Here is a 19,241-nt window from a genome sequence, read left to right on the forward strand (position 1 = left end):
CCCTCACTGCACTGCCGACGGATTGTCGAGAGAGTCGGAACCCTCAATGTCGATCTTGAGACCGAGCGCGCTCACCAGACCTTCGATGGCACGGGCCTGGGCGACGAGAGCATTCACGCCGTCCTCGACCACGCGATTGCCCTCGGCATTGCCTTCCGCGATCATCTGGTCGTAGGACTCGACGCCCTTGTCGGCCCGCGCCTTGATGGCGCCGAGCTTGTCGGTCGTGTTCTTCATGGCGTCATCGACCTTGCCAGCCGCTTCGCCCGCTTTGTCCTTCGCATAGGCCGCAAGGCTCGCGCCCTCGACCACGCTCCCATCCGTGCGCACATAGCGGCCGTTATAGATCGCCGCCATGCCGGCTTGATCGTAATAGTGCGAGTTGTGGGTGTTGTCGGAGAAGCAATCATGCTCCTCTTCCGGATCGTGCAGGATGAGCCCGAGCTTCATGCGCTCGCCGGCCAACTCGCCGTAAGAGAGGCTGCCGAGACCGGTGAGGATCGTCGCAAGTCCGTCCTCGGCTTTCTTGGCTGTCACCTGCTTGCGGGCCGCGCCCTTGGCGCTCCAGGCCTGCGCCATCTCCGACAGATCGTCGACGAGAAGATCCGTCGCAACGCGCAGATACTCACGCCGGCGCTCGCAATTTCCGTGGGTGCATTTGTCGAGCGCGTAATCGGTTGCAGGACGCGTTCCGGCACCGGCCTTCGAGCCGTTGAGGTCCTGTCCCCAGAGCAGGAATTCGATGGCATGATAACCTGTCGCGACATTGGACTCGACGCCACCGGCTTCCTGCAGCTTGTCGCTCAGAAGCTTCTTCGTGATCTTGCTCGCATCGACCTGACTGCGTCCGATGCGGATCTTCTTGTTGGCGATCACATTGGCGCGGTAAAGCGGGTTTTCGTCCGACTTTTCGCCGTAGGAGGATGTGTCGACATAGTCGATCAGGCCTTCGTCCAGCGGCCACGCATTGACCGTGCCTTCCCACTCGTCGACCAGCGCATTGCCGAAGCGAAAACCTTCCGTCTGCTGGTAAGGCACGCGCGCCGCACGCCATGCTTCGCGCGTTTTCTGGAGGTTATCCTCCGTGGGCGCGCCTAAGAAGGCATCCACCGCCTTGCCGAGATCACGCGCCGCTTTCAGCGCATCCTCATACATGGCCTGCGCGATATTCGCATAAGTGGCAACCACCGCCTTGGGCTCGGGAGTTGCAGCGAAAGCGGGTGAGGCAACAAGCAAGCCGAAAAGCGCCGTTGCTGCCAACAGGGACCGGGCAGACTTCATGGACAGGGAACTCCCTCAAGATCAGCGTGATAGCGTAGTTTAGAAATCCTAAAAACTACTTTGCTTTCAATTACTTAACTACACGGCGCCGAGCCTTGCCGCAACCCTGTCTCCGGGAGCACGACATGAAGGGTGAAGAAGCGCCTGTTAAATGAGCAATCCAAAAGGAAGTTACGCTACTTGATAAGCTCTCATACGCTCTGTTCCGAGCTGGCCTGGAGCGCGGCCAGCCGCGCTCCAGGTAATATCCATTATCGATTCTAGGCCGCGACCGGCGAGAGCTTCTCGTTTCCGGTCCTCACCCGACGACGCTGCAGCCACCAGATCAGGCCCGCCACCGCGAGCGCCGGAATGTAAACCCAGATGGTCGAGGGCCGTCCCGGTGCGGGCTGGATGACGCTGACGATCTTGAAGCCGGGCTCGAGGCCCACGCGCTTGGCATAGGACCCGAAGGCCACGTTGCTGATCGTCATCTGATCGCCGAGGCCCGCCACGGTGATGCCGGTCTCGCGCAGGCGCTCCTGCGGCGTGGCCTTCGCGGTTCCCAGGTCGAGGCTCACCGTCTTGCGCACATCGTCGCCCTCAATATTCAGCCCCTCCACCACGAAGGCGAGGCGCTGGTTCTCAGGGGTGCGGGCGACCTGATTCATCAGCTCGCTCGCGGGCAGCGAAACGGTTGCCGGGTGGACCTGGTTGATGAACCAGTCGGGGCGGAACAGGGCGAAGCACACCGCAAGCAGGATCGCGCTCTCCCACAGGCGGCTTCTTGTCGCGAAGTAGTTCATGGTCGCCGCCGAGAAGATCAGAACCGCCGCCATGTTGGTAGCGATGACAATGCCCGCATCCATCCAACTCTCGATGCCGATGAGCAGCATGGCGGGGTTGAAGATGAACACGAAGGGCAGCACTGCGGTGCGCAGAGAATAGAGCGCACCCTGGAAGCCCGTCGCGATGGGATCCTCACGCGAGATTGCCGCCGCCGCGAAGGCCGCAAGGCCCACGGGTGGCGTGATATCGGCCATGATGCCGAAATAGAACACGAACATATGCACGGCGATCAGCGGAATCGCGAGGCCCGCCTGCGCGCCCAGCTCCACCACCACCGGCGCCATCAAGGTCGCGACCAAGATGTAGTTCGCCGTGGTCGGAATGCCCATGCCGAGCACGAGGCTGATGAGCGCGATCAGCAACAGCATGACGATGACATTGCCGCCGGAAATGAATTCCACGAACTCCGTCATCATGAGGCCGAGGCCGGTGAGCGTCACCGTGCCGACGACGATGCCGGCGGTTGCTGTCGCAATCGCGATGCCGATCATGTTGCGCGCACCGAGCGCGAAACCGTCCATGAGATCGGCGCCCGCCCCACGCGCCGCCGCGGGAATCGATTCCTTGCGGAACAGGGCAAGCAGGGGGCGGCGGGTTGCCAGGATGCCGATGATCGTAGTCGTCGCCCAGAAGGCCGAGAGACCCGGCGACATTTCCTCGACCATCAGGCACCACAAAAGCACCACGAGTGGAATCAGGAAGTCGAGGCCGGTGCGCGTCACGTCCCAGGCGCGGGGCAGACTGATGATGGGCGTGTTCGGATCGTCGAGCTCGAGATCGGGGAAGCGCGCCGCATAGGACACGGTGACGAGATAGATTACGACGCCCGCCGCTGCGAGAATCCAGGGTGCGCTGGCGCCGAAAGCGGCCTGTGCGCCGATGACGCCGTAGTAGAGAAGTCCGAGGACGACGATGGAGCCCGACAGACCGAGGCCCGTGCGCAGGAAGCGCGTCCTGGCGGGCATGGCCTCGCGCGGGATCGGCTTCGAACCGATCTTCAACGCTTCCAGATGCACGATGTAGAGAAGCGCGACGTAGGATGCGACCGCAGGCAGGAAGGCGTGGGTCACGATTTCCGAATAGGGAATGCCCACATATTCGACCATGAGGAAGGCGGCCGCGCCCATCACCGGCGGCATGATCTGCCCATTGATGGAGGAAGCGGCCTCGATGGCGCCGGCTTTCACGCCGGACAGGCCCGTGCGCTTCATCAGCGGAATCGTGAAGATGCCGCCCGACACCACGTTCGACACCGAGGAGCCGGAGACGACGCCGTTGAGCGCGGAGGACACCACGGCGACCTTTGCCGGGCCGCCGCGCAGATGGCCGAGAAGCGCGATGGAGATCTGCATCATCCAGTTGCCCGCGCCCGCTTTGTCGAGCAGCGTTCCGAAAAGAACGAAGAGGAACACAAAGCTGGTGGATACGCCGAGCGCGATGCCGAACACGCCTTCCGTCGTCAACCATTGATGTTGGAGGAACTTCGAGATCGATGCGCCGCGATGCAGCAGCACATCGGGCATGTAGGGGCCACCGAAAGTGAAGCCGATGAAGACCAGCGCGACGATGACCATGGGCAGGCCGAGCGCGCGGCGCGTGGCTTCGAGCAGCAGCAGGATGCCTACTCCCGCCGTCACGAGATCGAGCATGATCGGCTGGCCCGGACGCGCGGCGAGTTCACGATAGAACAGGAAGAGATACGAGCCCGCGAAGGCGCCGGCCAGCGCGAGCACCCAGTCGAGGGCTGGCACGTAGGAACGCGGCGAGGACTTGAAGGCCGGATAGGCCATGAAGGCGAGGAAGAGCCCGAGGCCGAGATGAATGGCGCGCGCCTCCGTATCGTTCAGAATGCCGAAGCCGAACACGAACGGCAGCGGCGATGCGTACCAAAGCTGGAACAGGGACCATGCGATGGCGACCGCTGTGATCAAGGTGGCGGTAGAACCGGTCGGCTTGCGGCCTCCCGTATCGGCTTCGGCGACGAGTTGTTCCAACTCGGCGGAGGGAGCAAGGGCGGCTTTCTCGGTGGTCGACATGGTCGTATCCTTGAACGTCTCAACAAGGCAAAGGGGCAGCCTGCGCCGCCCCCGCCCTCAAAAAGGTTTCTGTTTTGAAGCCTGCTTACTTCAGCCAGCCTTTTTCCTTGTAGTACTTCGCAGCGCCGGGATGCAGCGGAGCGGAGAGACCATCCTTCACCATCTTTGCCGGGTCGAGGCCGGCGAAGGCCGGGTGCAGCGACTTGAACTCGTTGAAGTTCTCGAACACCGCCTTGGTCACCTGATAGACGGTCTCTTCCGGTACCTTGGCCGAGGTCACGACGGTCGCGAGCACGCCGTMGGTTTCCACATCCTGCGGGTTGTTGTTGTAGAGGCCGCCCTTGATCGTCGCCTTGGCGTAGTAGGGCTTGTCGCCGAGCAGCTTATCCACGGCCGGACCGGTGATCGACACGAGCTTCGCGCCGCAGGTGGTGGTCGGGTCCTGGATGTTCGCGGAAGGATGGCCCACGCCGTAGAAGAAGGCGTCGATCTTGCCGTCGCAGAGCGCGGAGCCGTGCTCGTCGGCCTTCAGCTCGGAGGCGAGCGAGAAGTCGGACAGCTTCCAGCTCTTGGCGCCAAGCAGCTCCTCCATGGAGGCGCGGGTGCCGGAGCCCGGATTGCCCACGTTCACGCGCTTGCCCTTGAGATCGTCGAAGGTCGCGGCGTTCGCTTCCTTGCGGGCGAGCACCGTGAAGGGCTCAGGGTGCACGGAGAACACCGCACGCAGATCGCCGAACGCGCCGCCATCCTTGAACGCGCCTTCACCCTTCAGGGAGTTGTACTGCACGTCGGACTGGGTAAGGCCGAAATCGAGCTCGCCCGCCTTGATGGTGTTGACGTTGTAGGCCGAGCCGCCGGTGGATTCCACCGAGCAGCGGATGCCATGCGTCTTGCGGTCCTTGTTGACCAAACGGCAGATCGCGCCGCCGACGGCGTAGTACACGCCGGTCACGCCGCCCGTGCCGATGGTGGCGAAGTTCTGCTGCGCCTGCGCCGGCAGGGCCGTGAAGGCCAATGTGGCTGCGGCTGCGCCGAGCAGGGTCTTGTTCAACACTTTCATTTGTCTTCCCTCGTATTGCGTCCGGCTTTTTGCCGGACTTGAAGTCAGTCCGGGGATTGGTTTCCCCGCTGCCGCCCCTGCCTCTTCAGGAGAGGTCTCAGGCGACTTTCAGTTTCACGCCCGCGAGCGCCGCATCCACGGCATCTCCCAGACGCTCGACAATCGTATCGACGATGGCCTCGTCGACGATGAAGGGCGGGGCGAGCATGACGTGATCCCCCCGCACTCCGTCGATGGTGCCGCCCATGGGATAGACCATGAGGCCGCGGGCCATCGCCTCGCGCTTGATGCGAGCATGAAGTTTCTCTTTAGGGTCAAAGGTCGTTTTGGTCGAGCGGTCTTCCACCAGTTCGATTGCCATGAACAATCCCCTGCCCCGAACATCGCCCACATTGGGATGATTGCCAAACCGGTCGTTCAAGCGCTGCCTGAGGCGCCCCCCCATGGCCTTGACGTTGCCGAGCAGGCCATCGCGCTGGATGACTTCCTGTACGGCAAGGGCGGCGGCGCAGGCCATCGGATGTCCGAGATAGGTATGCCCATGCTGGAACAGGCCCGAGCCGTTCGCGAAGGCATCGAAGATGTGCTGGCCCAGCAGCACGGCCCCGATGGGCTGGTAACCGCCGCCCAGCCCTTTCGCGATGGTCAGGATGTCCGGCGCAATGCCGTCCTGCTCGCAGGCATGGAGCGTGCCCGTGCGGCCCATGCCGCACATGACTTCATCCAGAATGAGGAGCACGCCATAGCGGTCGCAGATGGCGCGAATACGCTTGAAATAATCCGCTACCGGCGGCACCGCGCCTGCCGTGGCGCCGACGACGGTTTCGGCCACGAAGGCCATGACCGTGTCCGGGCCGAGCTCCAGGATCTTGTCCTCCAGCGCCTGCGCGGCACGCGCGGCATAGGCCTCGTCGGTTTCACCGGACTGCTGATAGCGGTATGCGAAGCACGGATCGATGTGATGGGTCTCGACGAGAAGAGGCCGGAACTGGGCCCGGCGCCATTCGTTGCCGCCCGTGGCAAGCGCGCCCAAGGTGTTGCCATGATAGCTCTGGCGACGCGCGATGATGTTCCGGCGCTCCGGCTTGCCGTTTTCCACGAAATATTGCCGCGCCATTTTCAGCGCCGCCTCGACCGCCTCCGACCCGCCCGAGACGAAATAGACATGCGACAGCCCGGCCGGCGCATCCTCGATCAGTTTATCGGCGAGCGCCTCGGCCACTTCGGTGGTGAAGAAGCTGGTATGCGCATAAGCGAGCTTGTCGGCCTGCGCCTTCATGGCGGCGGTTACATCGGGATGGCCGTGCCCCAGGCAGGAAACCGCGGCTCCGCCGGACGCATCGATGTAGGAACGCCCTTCCGAATCGAACAGCTCGACTCCTCTGCCGCCCACGGCCACGGGCAAGGCTCCATGAATTTGACGATGAAGAATGCGGGTCATCGGGTTCTCCTGCCGTCCTGCGGCGACCAGTGAATATTGAAGGCGGCGAGCTGGGCTTCCGTGCGTTTGAGCGCCTCGAGCGACTGCTCCCCACCGCGTCCCGCGATGAGCGCTGCCAAGATCTCGCTTACGACAAAGCATGGCGTCATGGTGTGGAAGAACGATAGGCTGTCAGTCGGGATCAGGATGGTGGACTTCGCCACCTGCGCCAGCGGCGACACGGGGCTGTCGGTCAGGGCGACGATGGGAATGCCCTGCGCATGCGCATAATGCACGGCGTCAACCGTCGCGCGCGAATAGGGCGACACGCTCACTGCAAACACGATATCGTCCTCGGCCGCATCCCGGATGGAATCCGTTCCGATGCCCGCGACAGAATCGAGGAGCACCGCCTTCTCGCCGATAAGCGAGAGAACATAGCTGAGGTGCCACGCCACGGGATGCGCCGAGCGCAGGCCGAGACAGTAGATCCGGCGCGCATTCCCTAAGAGGATCGCCGCCTCCACCAGCCCATCCAGGACGGCTCCTTCACCGAGGCGGGCGATTTGCTGCGAAAGAGACGCAAGCATCTCCCCGGCAAGCGCCCGCTCGCCTTTCAACTTCTGGGTCGCGACCTGAGCGCCCGCCTTGCCGGCGAATCCGGGCCCGCCGGTGCGGATGGCGTGGGCATGGATCTCCCTGATCCCCTCATAGCCGCCGAACCCGAGCTTCTGCGCCAGGCGGGTCATGGTGGCAGGTTGCACGCCCGCATGCCGAGCCTGCTCGCGCATGGAGAGCAGAGCGACATCGTCCGGGTGGTCGAGCACGTAACGAGCCGCCGCCTGCAGCTGCGCTGGCATGCTGGCGAAGGTATCGACGATCTGATCTGCCAAGGCGGCGATATTCATAAGCGAGCAGATTAATGATCTTTACGATCCTTGCAACAAGTGTTTTATTCTGAAGATTGTTGAAACAATTGATCTATGGGAAGTCGATGCAGCGCCCTGAAAATCCGTCGCCGGTTGCAATCGCGGTCGCTCCCAATGGCGGGCGTCGGACCAAGGCCGACCATCCTGCTCTACCGATGACGCCGCATGAACTGGCGGAGACTGCGGCCAGCTGCCTTGAGGCAGGAGCCTGCATGATCCACGCGCATGTTCGAGATGCCGATGGCCGCCATCTTCTCGATGCACAGGCCTATCGCGACGCCATCGCCGCCATCCGAAAGGCGGTCGGCGACCGGCTCCTCATCCAGATCACGAGCGAGGCGCTCGGCATCTACGATTCGGGAACACAGATGGATGTAGTGCGCGCGGTGAAGCCCGAGGCCGTATCACTCGCCCTTCGCGAACTCGCTCCCGACGAAGCTTCCGAGCCGGCTTTCGTGGAGTTTCTGGCCTGGCTCCGGCAAGAACGGATCGTTCCCCAGATCATCCTCTACACACCCGAGGAAGCGATCCGGCTTGATGAGATGCGTAGGCGCGGGCTCGTCCCGTTCGAGACGATTCCCGTACTCTACGTTCTCGGCCGCTACACACCAGGGCAGACCTCGCACCCCACCGATCTACTGCCGTTCCTCGCATTGGGTCAACCCAATTTCAGCAACTGGATGGCCTGCGCCTTCGGCCGTCATGAGACCGCGTGCGTCACCGCCGGCGCCTTGCTCGGCGGGCATGTGCGAGTCGGGTTCGAGAACAACCTGGATCTTCCCGATGGCACGAGAGCCGGCTCGAATGCGGAGCTGGTTCAGAAAACGGTTGCCGCACTCGCCGCATGTGGCCGCACATTCGCCGACGCTCACATGCTACGCCAGACTTGGTCCGATTGCTTCCGATAGGTATCCGACCCTTGAGCCAGAACAGCCCTCACGCAGCCCGCCACTGCTCGCCATCTTCCCGAACCAAGCCTTCGCCCTGCAACTTGAGCAGATGCGCGACGACGTTGCGTTCGGCTGCCTGACGCAGCCAGGGATGCGTCTTGGAATAGAGGCGGTCCACCAGATCCCAGGTTGAGAAGGGGCCGTCGCCGAGCGCCCGCAGAATGGCGTTCTCGCGCTTCACGCGATACGCGATCAGGTCTTCGACGTAAGACTTCGGATCGGGAAGTGGCGGGCCATGCCCCGGCAGGTAGAGGCGGTCATCCCGCGACAGCATGCGATGCAGGCTTGCGACATAAGCCGCCATATCGCCGGTCGGCGGGGAGACGATACTGCTCGACCACGACATGACATGATCTGCGGTAAAGACAATTCCATCGGGGAGCGCAAAGCAGAGATGGTCGCTGGCATGTCCAGGTGTGTGGATCGCAGTCATTCCGAGAACATGGTCGCCGTCGCGCAAAGGCACATCGGGTGAGAATGCGGGTTTCTCGCTGAGATGGAAGCCATACGTGGGCGCGCCGGTGCGCTGCCTGAGGCTGTTCATTGCACCGTAATGGTCGGAATGGGTGTGGCTGAGAACGATTGCGGAAACCTTCCCGAGCGTCGCCGTCAGGATCGCGTTGACATGGCTCTCATCGTCTGGACCGGGATCGAGAACGATGAAGCCGTCGTCCTTTTCAAGCAGGTACGTGTTGGTGCCGTGATACGTCATCAGGCTGGCATTGGCCGCCACAATACGGAAGATCCCCGGTCCGATCGGCAGCGACACTCCCCGCTTTGGTTCCGGTTCAGTGAGAAATGCCATCCGCGTGCCATCCAAAGAAGTGTCGTCCGCAAATCAACCAGCGGAGCGATTTAGTGTTGTCGCGCAATGAACTGCCCCACCTCTGCGAGAAGACCCGCACGCTGTGCAACCTGCCGTGCGTTGGCGTCGCTCGCGTTGCCCTGGAGCGCGCGAGCCATCACGCCATGCAGAATGGCCGACAATCGGAAGAACGACAGGGCCAGGAACACGTTCCAATCCGGCGACACCGAGCGGCCCAATGCCGTGCAATATCGCTCGACGATCTCCTCTTCTTTCGGAATGCCAAGCTCCGCGAGATCGAGCCCAAGAATACCCCTGCTGTTCGGAACATTGGCATCAATGCGATAAGGCATGCAAAGATAAGCAAGATCGCTTAAAGGGTGTCCCAGTGTCGAGAGTTCCCAGTCGAAGATTGCGGAGACCCTCGGCTGATCGACAGCGAAACAAAGATTACCATGACGAAAATCGCCATGGGCGATCGTGGTCTCATCGGGCACGGACTGATGCTCGCGAAGCCAATCGGCAAGCCATGTCAGCGCCGGAAGTTCGCCTGCGCTCAATGATGAACGATATTGCCTGCTCCACCGTTCGACCTGCCGGGCCACATAGCCGCCCTTAGGCCCGAAATCTCCAAGGCCCACCGCATCGAAATCGACGGCGTGCAGCCTCGTCAGCGCATCCACGGATGCCAGGTGCAGACGCCTGCGCTCATCCGGCTTGAGGCCATCCATCATGGCATTGTCGAAGATCCGCCCTTCGACGAATTCCATCACGTAGAACGGCGTGCCGATCACGGAAGCGTCGTCGCATAACGCGATGACGCGTGCCACAGGCACATCCGTCGTTCCTAGTGCTGCCAGAACCCGGAACTCTCGTTCGACATCATGAGCCTTGCTGAGCAACTGCCCTGGCGGCTTCTTGCGCAGAACCAGCCGCTTTCCCTCTGCCTCGATCAGGAATGTCGGGTTCGACTGACCGCCCTGGAACTGACGAATGTTCAGCTCGCCGCGAAAATCCGGCACTGCGTTGGTCAGCCAACCTTTAAGCGTGTTCTCGTCGAAGCGGTGCGCGGGAATGACGGGCGCGAGATTCACCATGCTGCCGGACCGCCCCTTCAACTGATCGTCTCGCCGCCATCGGCGACGATCACTTGGCCGGTGATGTAAGCAGAGGCGGGAGATGCCAGGAAATGCACGATACCCGCGATGTCGCGGGGCTCGCCGAAGCGCCTCAGCGGCGTGCGGTTTTCCATTTGCGCCCGGCGAACCGGATCGTTGACCAGCTCCTTGGCGAAATCGGTATTCACCACACCCGGCGCAATCGCGTTGACGCGAATGCCCTTCGGTCCCCATTCGACGGCGAGGTTTCTGGCGATAGCCGCTTCGGCGGCTTTCGACATGCCGTAAGCTCCAATGGTCGCCGATCCACGCAGGGCCGCGATGGACGACAGAATGACAACGGAGCCACCTCCTCTTTCCGCCATCTGCGGCAACACCAGATTGCAGAGCCAGATCGTGCTATGCACGTTCACGGTCATGATCTTGCCGAACAGCTCGTCGGTCAGGTTGGCGGCGGGCCCGTAAACCGGATTCGTGGCGGCGTTGCAGACGAGAACATCGATCCCGCCCCACACTTCGTTCACATGGGAGACGAGGCTCTCGACCTGTGCCCGGTCGCCCACATGGCAGGCCTTGGCGATGGCCTCCCCACCGAAGGCCCTGATTTCCTCGACGACCGCATCGCAGGCGTTCTGCTTGCGGCTCGAGATGACCACTTTCGCGCCGTTCTCGGCGAGCTGGATTGCGGTTGCTCGCCCTATCCCACGAGAAGCGCCGGTGATGAGGACAACCTTGCCCCTGACGTCGAACATCGTTTCTTCCTGACTATCGGTAGGCATGCAGTTCCATCTTCGCAATCGCCTCGCGATGAACCTCGTCCGGCCCGTCGACGATGCGCAACGTGCGCGCCTTGGCATAGGCGAAGGCGAGAAACGTATCCTGCGAGACACCTGCCGCGCCATGGGCCTGGATCGCCCTGTCGATGACGTTGCAGGCCATCTCGGGAGCAACGACCTTGATCATGGCGATCTCGCGCCGCGCCGCCTTATTGCCCACAGTGTCCATCATGTGCGCTGCCTTGAGCGTCAGGAGGCGCGTCGTCTCGATCTCGCAACGCGAACGTGCGATGAGCTGGCGCAGATGCCCCTGGTCGGAAAGAGGCCTTCCGAACGCCACGCGCGACAGGGTGCGGCGACACATCGTCTCTAGCGCACGCTCCGCCAATCCGATGGCGCGCATGCAGTGATGGATRCGGCCCGGRCCSAGGCGSCCCTGCGCGATCTCGAAGCCRCGGCCYTCGCCGAGCAGAATATTGGAAGCCGGAACCCGCACGTTCTCGAAGCTGATTTCGGCGTGGCCGTGCGGCGCGTCGTCATAGCCGAACACGAGCAGGGGCCTCTCCACCTTGACGCCTGGCGTATCCAGGGGCACCAGGATCATGGATTGCTGCTTGTGCTTCTCGGCAGAGGGATCGGTGCGACCCATGACGATGGCGATCCTGCAGCGCTCGTCGATGGCACCCGTGCTCCACCACTTCCTGCCGTTGATGATATAATGGTCGCCGTCGCGCCGGATCTCGGTCTGGATATTAGTCGCGTCGGATGAAGCCACCGCCGGCTCGGTCATGGAGAAGCAGGAGCGGATCCGGCCATCGAGCAGCGGCTCGAGCCATTGCTTCTTCTGCTCCTCGGTGCCGTAGAGAATGAGCGTTTCCATGTTGCCGGTGTCGGGCGCCGAACAGTTGAACACCTCGGGCGCAATAGAGGAACGCCCCATCACCTCGCACAGATGCGCGTAGTCGAGGTTCGTCAGGTTCCGGTCGCTTTCGTGCCCCACGAGGAACAGGTTCCAGAGCCCCTGCTTCTTCGCCTTCTCCTTCAGCTCACCCATGATCTCGGGTTCCGACCAGAGATCCTTCTGCGAACGAAGCTGGCGTTCATACACCTCTTCATTGGGATAGATGTGCTCATCCATGAACTGCAGGAGTTCACGCATCAACGGCTTCAGGCCTTCTCGGATCTCGAACATCTGTGCCACTCATTCCTTCGCGGATATCATCGAACTGGCGCCTGGCTGGCTTCCCGCCGGCCATTGGAAACTCCCGATGCCGTGAGCCACAAGATCACCGTCATCGTCGAAGATGTGCGCCTCGGCGCTATAGCTCTTGCGGCCGGATGAGAGCAGGCGTCCTTCCACCCGCAGCCGTCCATCGCTGACCGCTTTCGTGAACTGCGTCGTCAGGGAAATCGTAATCCCATAGCGCAAGGGCTCTCCCGGCTCGCTGTGCAGGCCTGCCGCGCAAGCCGCGAAATCGATCATGCTGCACAACACGCCTCCATGCACGTTGCCGGCGCGGTTGAGATGCTGCGAAGCGATCTTGAGGCTGCCCGTCACGCGGGTTTCTTCCGAATGAACGAGTTCGAGTCCGAGGAGCTCGAAGAAGCCGATGCTTCGATAGGTGACGGCAAGGTCCTGGTTCATGTGGTCAGCACGATCTTGCCGATAGCGCTCCGGCCGGTGAGGATGTTGAACGCCGTCACCACCTCCGACAGATCCATCGTCTGGCTCACCAGCGGGTGCAGCTTGCCTTCCTCGTACCATTGGAAAAGCTCTGCGAAGTTCTGGCGGTTCGCCTCGGGATCGCGGTCGCGGAAGGTGCCGAAGAACACGCCCACCATCGCGCTGCCCTTCAAAAGCAGCAGGTTGGCCGGGACTTTCGGGATAGTACCGGAGGCAAAGCCGACAACCAGCACGCGCCCCTCCCAGGCTGTCGCCCGCACGGCCTCCTCCAGAAGGTCCCCGCCGACCGGATCGTAGACGACATCGACGCCTTTGCCGCCCGTCAGTTCCTTGACGCGGTCCTTCAGAGACTCTGTCGCGTAATTCACGAGATGGTCGGCGCCTGCCTTCTTGGCCACCTGCAGTTTCTCATCGCTGCTTGCGGCAGCGATCACGGTGGCGCCCGTCGCCTTGCCGATCTCGACGGCGGCAAGACCGACGCCTCCACTCGCGCCAAGCACGAGGAGAGTTTCTCCCGGCTGCAGCTTCGCCCGCTGCTTGAGCGCATGCATGCTGGTGCCGTAGGTCATCGAAAAACCGGCCGCCATCACGGCGGGCATGTTCGCCGGTCGCGACAGCAGGCGCGATGCCTTCACATTGGCGATTTCGGCAAAGGCTCCCAATCCGACCATGCCGATCACGGGCATGCCCGGCTGGAAACCGGTTACACCCTCGCCAACCGCCTCGATGATTCCAGCCAGCTCCGTGCCGGGAACGAAGGGGCGATCCGGCTTGGCCTGGTACTTGCCCTGCACCATCAGCGTGTCGGGAAAGTTGACGCCCGCGGCCTCTACACGCACTCGCGCCTGCCCCGGACCTGGAGGCGGAAGGTCGACATTCTCGATCTCGAGCGACGCGACCGGACCGAATTCTCTGCAAATCACCTGACGCATGGCGTCCTCCCGAGACTTATTGAAATTCGATGAGCCCGGCGCAGCCCATGCCGCCGGCAACACACATGGTGACAACGCCATATTTCGCGCGGCGCCTGCGGCCTTCGAGAAGGATGTGCCCAACCATGCGCGAACCGCTCATCCCGAACGGATGCCCGATGGATATGGCGCCGCCATTCACGTTGAGACGCTCCATGGGAATGCCGATCTTGTCGCGGCAATAGACCACTTGGCTCGCGAATGCCTCATTGAGCTCCCAAAGATCGATGTCGTCGACAGACAGGCCATGGCGCTCCAGCAGGCGCGGAATCGCGAAGACCGGGCCGATACCCATCTCATCAGGCGCGCACCCTGCCGACGCGAAACCACGGAATACGCCCAGCACATCGAGCCCGCGCCTCTCGGCCTCGGCGGAAGACATCAACAGGTTGACGGATGCACCGTCCGACAACTGGCTGGCATTGCCGGCGGTGATGAACTGGCCTTCCCGCACCGGCTTCAGCTTGGCCAATCCGTCGAGATTCGTGTCAGGCCGATTGCCCTCGTCGAGGTTCAGCCGAACCGGTTCCTTTCGGACTTCTCCCGTTTCCTTGTCCGTGACCAGCTTGATGGCTTCGGTCGGGATGATTTCGTCGCGGAAGATGCCGGCCTGCTGGGCCGTTGCCGTCCGCCGCTGGCTCTCGAGAGAATACTCGTCCTGCTGCTCGCGGCTGATGCCGTAACGAGCTGCGACGTTGTCGGCGGTTTCGATCATCGGCATGTAGATGCCGGGGATGTGCTGTTCCAGCCATTCGTTGCGAAGCCGATTCCTGTTCGTGTTCGGCCCGACGAGGCTGATCGATTCGACGCCGCCTGCGATCGAGATCGGCACGCCATCCATTATGATCCGCCGCGCGGCGTAGGCTACGGCCTCAAGGCCCGATGCACAGAAGCGGCTCACCATGACGCCCGCCGACGAAACGGGAAAACCGGCGCGCAAAGCCGCTGCCCGCGCCACGTTTCCGCCTGTCGCGCCTTCTGGATATCCGCAGCCCAGGACGACTTCCTCAATCTCGCCCGCTTCCACTTTCGCGCGGGACATCACCTCCGGCAGCAACGGCTCCACAAGGTCCACACCTGCAGTATCGTTGAACGCACCACGCTGAGCCTTGCCGATGGGAGTGCGGCAGGTTGCAACGATTACGGCTTCATTCATCATTTCTCTCCTGAATCTCAAACGCCCTTGCCGCGTTCTTGGGAATCCCAAGTCGCGCCCCCTCCTTCAGCGGCGAGCTTTTTCAGCAGCGGCGCCGGTTCGAGGGATGTGTCTCCTGTGGATTTGGATAGCGCTTCGAGCCTGCGGGCGACATCAGCCAACCCACGCTGCTGCGCATAAAACATCGGCCCGCCTCTCCAGTTCGGGAAGCCATAGCCATTGAGCCAGATCACATCGATATCGCTTGGGCGATCCGCGATGCCCTCTTCGATGATGCGCGCGCCCTCATTGACCATCGGCAGGATCAGGCGGTCGAGGATCTCGTCCTTAGGTATTGCACGGCGTTTGATGCCATGCGCCTCAGCCACGCCCTCGATCAGCTCCTTCACTGCGGGATCGCTAGCCCGTGTGCGGGCATTATCGGCGTAGACGTAATATCCGTGCCCGGACTTCTGCCCGAGCCTGCCGGCTTCCACCAGAGCATCCGCGACCGGCGCCGTCTTCCCCGTGGCACGGCGCATCCGCCAGCTGATATCGAGACCGGCTAGATCGCCCATGGCACAGGGCCCGAGCTTGAAGCCGAAACCGGTCAGCACCTCATCGATCTCCTCTGGGGATGCTCCTTCGAGGAGTAGGCGGTCAACTTGCTCGCTGCGCCGCGCGAGCATGCGGTTGCCGACGAAGCCGTGACAATTGCCGACGATGACCGGCACCTTGCCGAGCCGCTTGGCCGCCTTGACGACTGTAGCGATAGCGTCCGGCCCACTCTGTTCACCGCGAACCACTTCGACCAGCCGCATGACGTTGGCGGGGCTGAAGAAATGCATTCCGACGACACGGTCTGCACGGCCGCTTGCTTGTGCAATCTTGTCGATGTCGAGGTAAGAGGTGTTGGTGGCGAGAATTGCCTCTGGCTTCGTGGCGGCAGCGAGCGCCTGGAAGATCTGGCGCTTGATATCGAGCTCCTCGAACGCGGCCTCAATCACGAGATCCGCATCGGCCAGGGCATCGTAGGATGTGGCCTGCTTGATGCGCCCCATGATTTCCGTGCGCGTTGCCTCCGATATGCGGCCCCGCTTCAAGGACTGGTCATAATTGCCGGCGATTCTTTCGATGGCCCGCTTTGCAGCGTCAATATCCGTCTCGATGATGGTCACATCGACGCCGCTGCTGGCGAAGGCCATGGCGATGCCGGTTCCCATGGTACCGCCGCCGATGACGCCCACCGACCGCACGTTCAGCGCCTTGGCAGGATCTACACCCTCCGGCAGCTGCCCACTCTGGCGTTCGGCAAAGAAGGCATAGCGGAGGGCCTGCGACCGCTCGCTCGCCATCAATTGCTCGAAATGCTCACGCTCACGCTTCAGCCCATCGGCAAACGTGCCGCTGTAGCCGGTGTGGATCGCGTCGATCAGCGCCTCGATCTGCGGCTCATCGTGGTGCGCTTTCTTCAACTCGGTCGCGGCTTTGTCGAATGCCTCAATCCCCGCCGCGTCAATCGTCGCATCGCGCAAAATCCGCCGCTGTGCTTGCCGGGAGAGCAGTTTGCATTTCGAGATTGCAGCATCGATCAGACGGTCGGATTCGGCGATCTCATCGGCGAGACCGAGTGCGACCGCTTGCTCGCCGGTCTTCGGCGCACCCTCGGCCATCATCTTCAATGCCTCGGCTGCCTCGATCAGGCGTGGGAGGCGTTGGGTGCCGCCGGCACCGGGAATGAGACCGAGCTTGACCTCAGGCAACCCGAGACGTGCCGAAGGCGTGACGATGCGGGCGTCGCAAGCCAGCRCGATCTCCAGCCCTCCGCCGAAGGCAACGCCGTTGATGGCTGCGACGAGCGGCTTTTGCGAGGAATCGAAAATCTCGATGACATCCCGCAGCGTCGGGCTGATCGGCGGACGCCCGAATTCCTTGATATCCGCTCCCGCGACGAAGTTCAGGATGCGCGAGGCAATGACGATGCCGAGAATGGATTGATCCGCATTGGCGGCTTCGACCGCTTGAACCAATTCCGTTCGGACTTGGGCATTGAGCGCGTTGACGGGCGGATTGTTGATCCAGAGGATCGAAATGCCATCGACGCGCTCTGTTTGGACAACGGACATGGATGCGTACTCTCAGGTCTTTTCTTTGGCGAAATTTACTGCCGCGCTGCGCGCGCCATATTCCGGGCGATGACCAGCTGCTGAATCTGYGTCGTTCCCTCATAGATCCGGAACAGACGGACATCGCGATAGAACCGTTCAATTCCGTGATCGGCAACATAGCCGGCACCGCCATGGATCTGCACGGCCTTGTCGGCAACGCGCCCGACCATCTCGGATGCGAACATCTTGCAGCAGGCAGCCTCGGCGGGAATCGGCTCACCGGCATCGTAGCGGCGTGCCGTCTCCTCGATCATGCACTGCGCGGCGTAGCTCTCCGCCCGCATATCCGCGAGCATGGCCTGCACGAGCTGGAACTCGACGATGGGACGTCCGAACTGCTTGCGCTCCATGGCATAGGCCAGGCTGTCGGCGATCAGACGCTCCGAGATGCCGACGCAGACCGAACCGATGATGAGGCGGCCGCGATCGAGCACCTTCATCGCGGTCGTGAAACCCTTGCCGACATTCGCCTCGCCACCGATGATGGCGCTTGCCGGCACGCTGACATTGTCGAAGATGACGTCGCAGGTATGCGCACCCTGCTGCCCCATTTTCCGGTCTTTCTTGCCGAGCGAGATTCCGGGCCGGTTTGCATCGACGAGAAAGGCCGTCACGCCCGATGAATTCGTGCTCTTCGGGTCGGTGCGAGCGAACACGGTGAAGACACCAGCCTGCGGCGCATTCGTGATGAATCGCTTGGTACCGTTGATGATGTAATTGTCGCCTTCGCGCGTGGCAGTGGTACGCAGAGAGCCTGCATCCGAACCTGCCTCCGGCTCCGTCAGGCAGAAGGACCCGATAAGTTCGCCGTTTGCCATGCGCGGCAGGTAATAGGCCTTCTGTTCAGGCGTGCCGTCGATAATGATTCCTTGCGATCCGATGCCATTGTTGGTTCCTATCACGGAGCGAAAGGCGGGCGATGTGCCGCCGAGACGGAAGGCAACCCTGACCTCCTCGGATACGGTCAGAGCAAGGCCGCCGTACTCTTCGGGAATCGTAAGACCGAAAAGGCCCAGGTCCCGCATCTCCTGAACGATCTCGGCCGGGATCTGGTCGTTGATCGCGACTTCGGCTTCTCGCGGCCTCAGGCGCTCACGCACAAAGCGCTCCACGGTCTCGAGAAGCTGCTCAAACACATCGTTGTCCATTGACAATTCCGTTCCTCGGAATTAAATTCCACTTAAGCGATTATTCCCTTGTCCCTCCCTTAGGTCAAGGGCAGATAGGGCATTCTTTTCAGCGAGGCGCAAAAAATGCGGACCCGTCAAAACAGCCTTGTGGCCGAACCGAATATGGAGCGCGAGGACGACCCACGTTTCGTCGTCGCTCTGGCGCGCGGGTTGAGCATTCTCAAAGCTTTCAAGCGCGGCGACTCAGGCCTCAGCAATCAACAGCTCGCAGCCCGAACAGGGCTTGCGAAAGCAACCATTTCACGGCTCACCTATACGCTCACTCGTCTGGGCTATCTCGACTACTCGACGATCACAGGCCGCTATTCACTGTCCGTGTCGGCGCTCGCACTGGGCTTCACCGCGCTCGGCGGTCTGGCGGTGCGGGACATCGCCAGGCCATTGATGCAAACGCTTGCGGATCGCCTCGGATGCTCCGTCGCCATCGGCGTGCCGGACAAGCGGACGATGGTGTATATCGAGCATTGCCGGGGCCAAAGCCCCCTTCACATCGGCATCGAAGTCGGATCGCACATTCGTATGGCGACCTCCGCCATGGGCAGGGCTTATCTCGCGAGTCTCGAGCCGGCTGCGCGCGATAATCTCCTGAACGAACTCTGCCCTCCCGATGAAAGCGGCGCCGTCATGCGAGCAGGCGTGCAAGCCGCCGTCGAGCAGTATCAGAAGTGCGGCTATGTCACCTCCGTCGGAGAGTGGAAGCAGGAGATCAATTCCGTCGGCGTCCCACTCATCTTCCACGGCTCGCAACCCTACGCGCTGAACTGCGGTGGCTCCGCGCTGCTGCTGAAGACCGAGGCGCTGGACTCGGTTGGCCGTGAACTCGTCGATCTGGCCGCGCGTATTCGGCGCTCGCTCGAAAACAACGCCTGACAAGCGGCCGCTCCAGACAG

Annotated in this window: 16 protein-coding genes; 2 read left to right on the forward strand and 14 right to left on the reverse strand. The window is 62.2% G+C overall.

All coding sequences use genetic code 11. The features are described 5' to 3' along the window. Positions 1-3: 3 nt before the first annotated feature. The 5 genes from ACXJKO_RS09825 to ACXJKO_RS09845 all read right to left on the reverse strand — a co-directional run bounded on the left by ACXJKO_RS09825 (position 4) and on the right by ACXJKO_RS09845 (position 7,533). The gene (locus tag ACXJKO_RS09825; protein ID WP_457090906.1) at positions 4-1,281 is read right to left on the reverse strand and encodes an imelysin family protein; all 1,278 of its coding nucleotides are present in this window, start codon (positions 1,279-1,281) and stop codon (positions 4-6) included. A gap of 260 nt (positions 1,282-1,541) precedes the next feature. Then, positions 1,542-4,145, reverse strand: a complete 2,604-nt coding sequence (locus tag ACXJKO_RS09830; protein ID WP_457090907.1) for a TRAP transporter permease — start codon at positions 4,143-4,145, stop codon at positions 1,542-1,544. A gap of 85 nt (positions 4,146-4,230) precedes the next feature. Further along, positions 4,231-5,205: a TAXI family TRAP transporter solute-binding subunit gene (locus tag ACXJKO_RS09835; protein ID WP_457090908.1), complete on the reverse strand. Its 975-nt coding sequence runs from the start codon at positions 5,203-5,205 to the stop codon at positions 4,231-4,233. Between the two features lie 97 nt (positions 5,206-5,302). Beyond that, positions 5,303-6,646, reverse strand: a complete 1,344-nt coding sequence (locus ACXJKO_RS09840; protein ID WP_457090909.1) for an aspartate aminotransferase family protein — start codon at positions 6,644-6,646, stop codon at positions 5,303-5,305. Continuing rightward, positions 6,643-7,533: a MurR/RpiR family transcriptional regulator gene (locus ACXJKO_RS09845; protein ID WP_457090910.1), complete on the reverse strand. Its 891-nt coding sequence runs from the start codon at positions 7,531-7,533 to the stop codon at positions 6,643-6,645. The genes ACXJKO_RS09840 and ACXJKO_RS09845 overlap by 4 nt, the downstream gene beginning before the upstream one ends. Before the next feature lie 86 nt (positions 7,534-7,619). On the opposite strand from ACXJKO_RS09845, the gene ACXJKO_RS09850 reads away from it, so the two are divergent. Then, the gene (locus ACXJKO_RS09850) at positions 7,620-8,462 is read left to right on the forward strand and encodes a 3-keto-5-aminohexanoate cleavage protein (RefSeq protein ID WP_457090911.1); all 843 of its coding nucleotides are present in this window, start codon (positions 7,620-7,622) and stop codon (positions 8,460-8,462) included. A 28-nt stretch (positions 8,463-8,490) separates the two neighbouring features. Here ACXJKO_RS09850 and ACXJKO_RS09855 read toward each other — a convergent pair whose 3' ends face one another. Genes ACXJKO_RS09855 through ACXJKO_RS09895 form a run of 9 tightly spaced genes read right to left on the reverse strand, consistent with a single transcriptional unit; the run spans position 8,491 to position 18,315 of the window. Further along, positions 8,491-9,309: an MBL fold metallo-hydrolase gene (locus ACXJKO_RS09855; RefSeq protein ID WP_457090912.1), complete on the reverse strand. Its 819-nt coding sequence runs from the start codon at positions 9,307-9,309 to the stop codon at positions 8,491-8,493. Positions 9,310-9,359: 50 nt separating this feature from the next. Beyond that, the gene (locus tag ACXJKO_RS09860) at positions 9,360-10,427 is read right to left on the reverse strand and encodes a phosphotransferase (RefSeq protein WP_457090913.1); all 1,068 of its coding nucleotides are present in this window, start codon (positions 10,425-10,427) and stop codon (positions 9,360-9,362) included. Beyond that, positions 10,424-11,179 (reverse strand): SDR family NAD(P)-dependent oxidoreductase, encoded by a 756-nt coding sequence (locus ACXJKO_RS09865; protein WP_457090914.1) that lies wholly within the window; start codon positions 11,177-11,179, stop codon positions 10,424-10,426. Before ACXJKO_RS09865 ends, ACXJKO_RS09860 begins: the two co-directional genes overlap by 4 nt. 13 nt (positions 11,180-11,192) lie before the next feature. Then, positions 11,193-12,395: an acyl-CoA dehydrogenase family protein gene (locus ACXJKO_RS09870; protein ID WP_457090915.1), complete on the reverse strand. Its 1,203-nt coding sequence runs from the start codon at positions 12,393-12,395 to the stop codon at positions 11,193-11,195. Positions 12,396-12,404: 9 nt separating this feature from the next. After that, positions 12,405-12,848, reverse strand: a complete 444-nt coding sequence (locus ACXJKO_RS09875) for a PaaI family thioesterase (RefSeq protein ID WP_457090916.1) — start codon at positions 12,846-12,848, stop codon at positions 12,405-12,407. Then, positions 12,845-13,819 carry an NADPH:quinone oxidoreductase family protein gene (locus tag ACXJKO_RS09880; protein ID WP_457090917.1) on the reverse strand — a complete coding sequence of 325 codons (975 nt, stop codon included), beginning with the start codon at positions 13,817-13,819 and terminating at the stop codon, positions 12,845-12,847. The genes ACXJKO_RS09875 and ACXJKO_RS09880 overlap by 4 nt, the downstream gene beginning before the upstream one ends. Before the next feature lie 16 nt (positions 13,820-13,835). After that, entirely contained in the window at positions 13,836-15,014 is a 1,179-nt protein-coding gene (locus ACXJKO_RS09885) for an acetyl-CoA C-acyltransferase (RefSeq protein ID WP_457090918.1), read from the reverse strand. Positions 15,015-15,031: 17 nt separating this feature from the next. Then, positions 15,032-17,119, reverse strand: coding sequence for a 3-hydroxyacyl-CoA dehydrogenase NAD-binding domain-containing protein (locus ACXJKO_RS09890; protein ID WP_457090919.1), 2,088 nt, complete (start codon positions 17,117-17,119; stop codon positions 15,032-15,034). Positions 17,120-17,154: 35 nt separating this feature from the next. Continuing rightward, positions 17,155-18,315 (reverse strand): acyl-CoA dehydrogenase family protein, encoded by a 1,161-nt coding sequence (locus ACXJKO_RS09895; protein WP_457090920.1) that lies wholly within the window; start codon positions 18,313-18,315, stop codon positions 17,155-17,157. Between the two features lie 99 nt (positions 18,316-18,414). Here ACXJKO_RS09895 and ACXJKO_RS09900 point away from each other — a divergent pair, with 99 nt between their 5' ends. Continuing rightward, entirely contained in the window at positions 18,415-19,221 is an 807-nt protein-coding gene (locus ACXJKO_RS09900; RefSeq protein ID WP_457090921.1) for an IclR family transcriptional regulator, read from the forward strand. Positions 19,222-19,241 lie beyond the last annotated feature (20 nt).

The sequence above is a fragment of the Microvirga sp. P5_D2 genome, assembly GCF_054049475.1.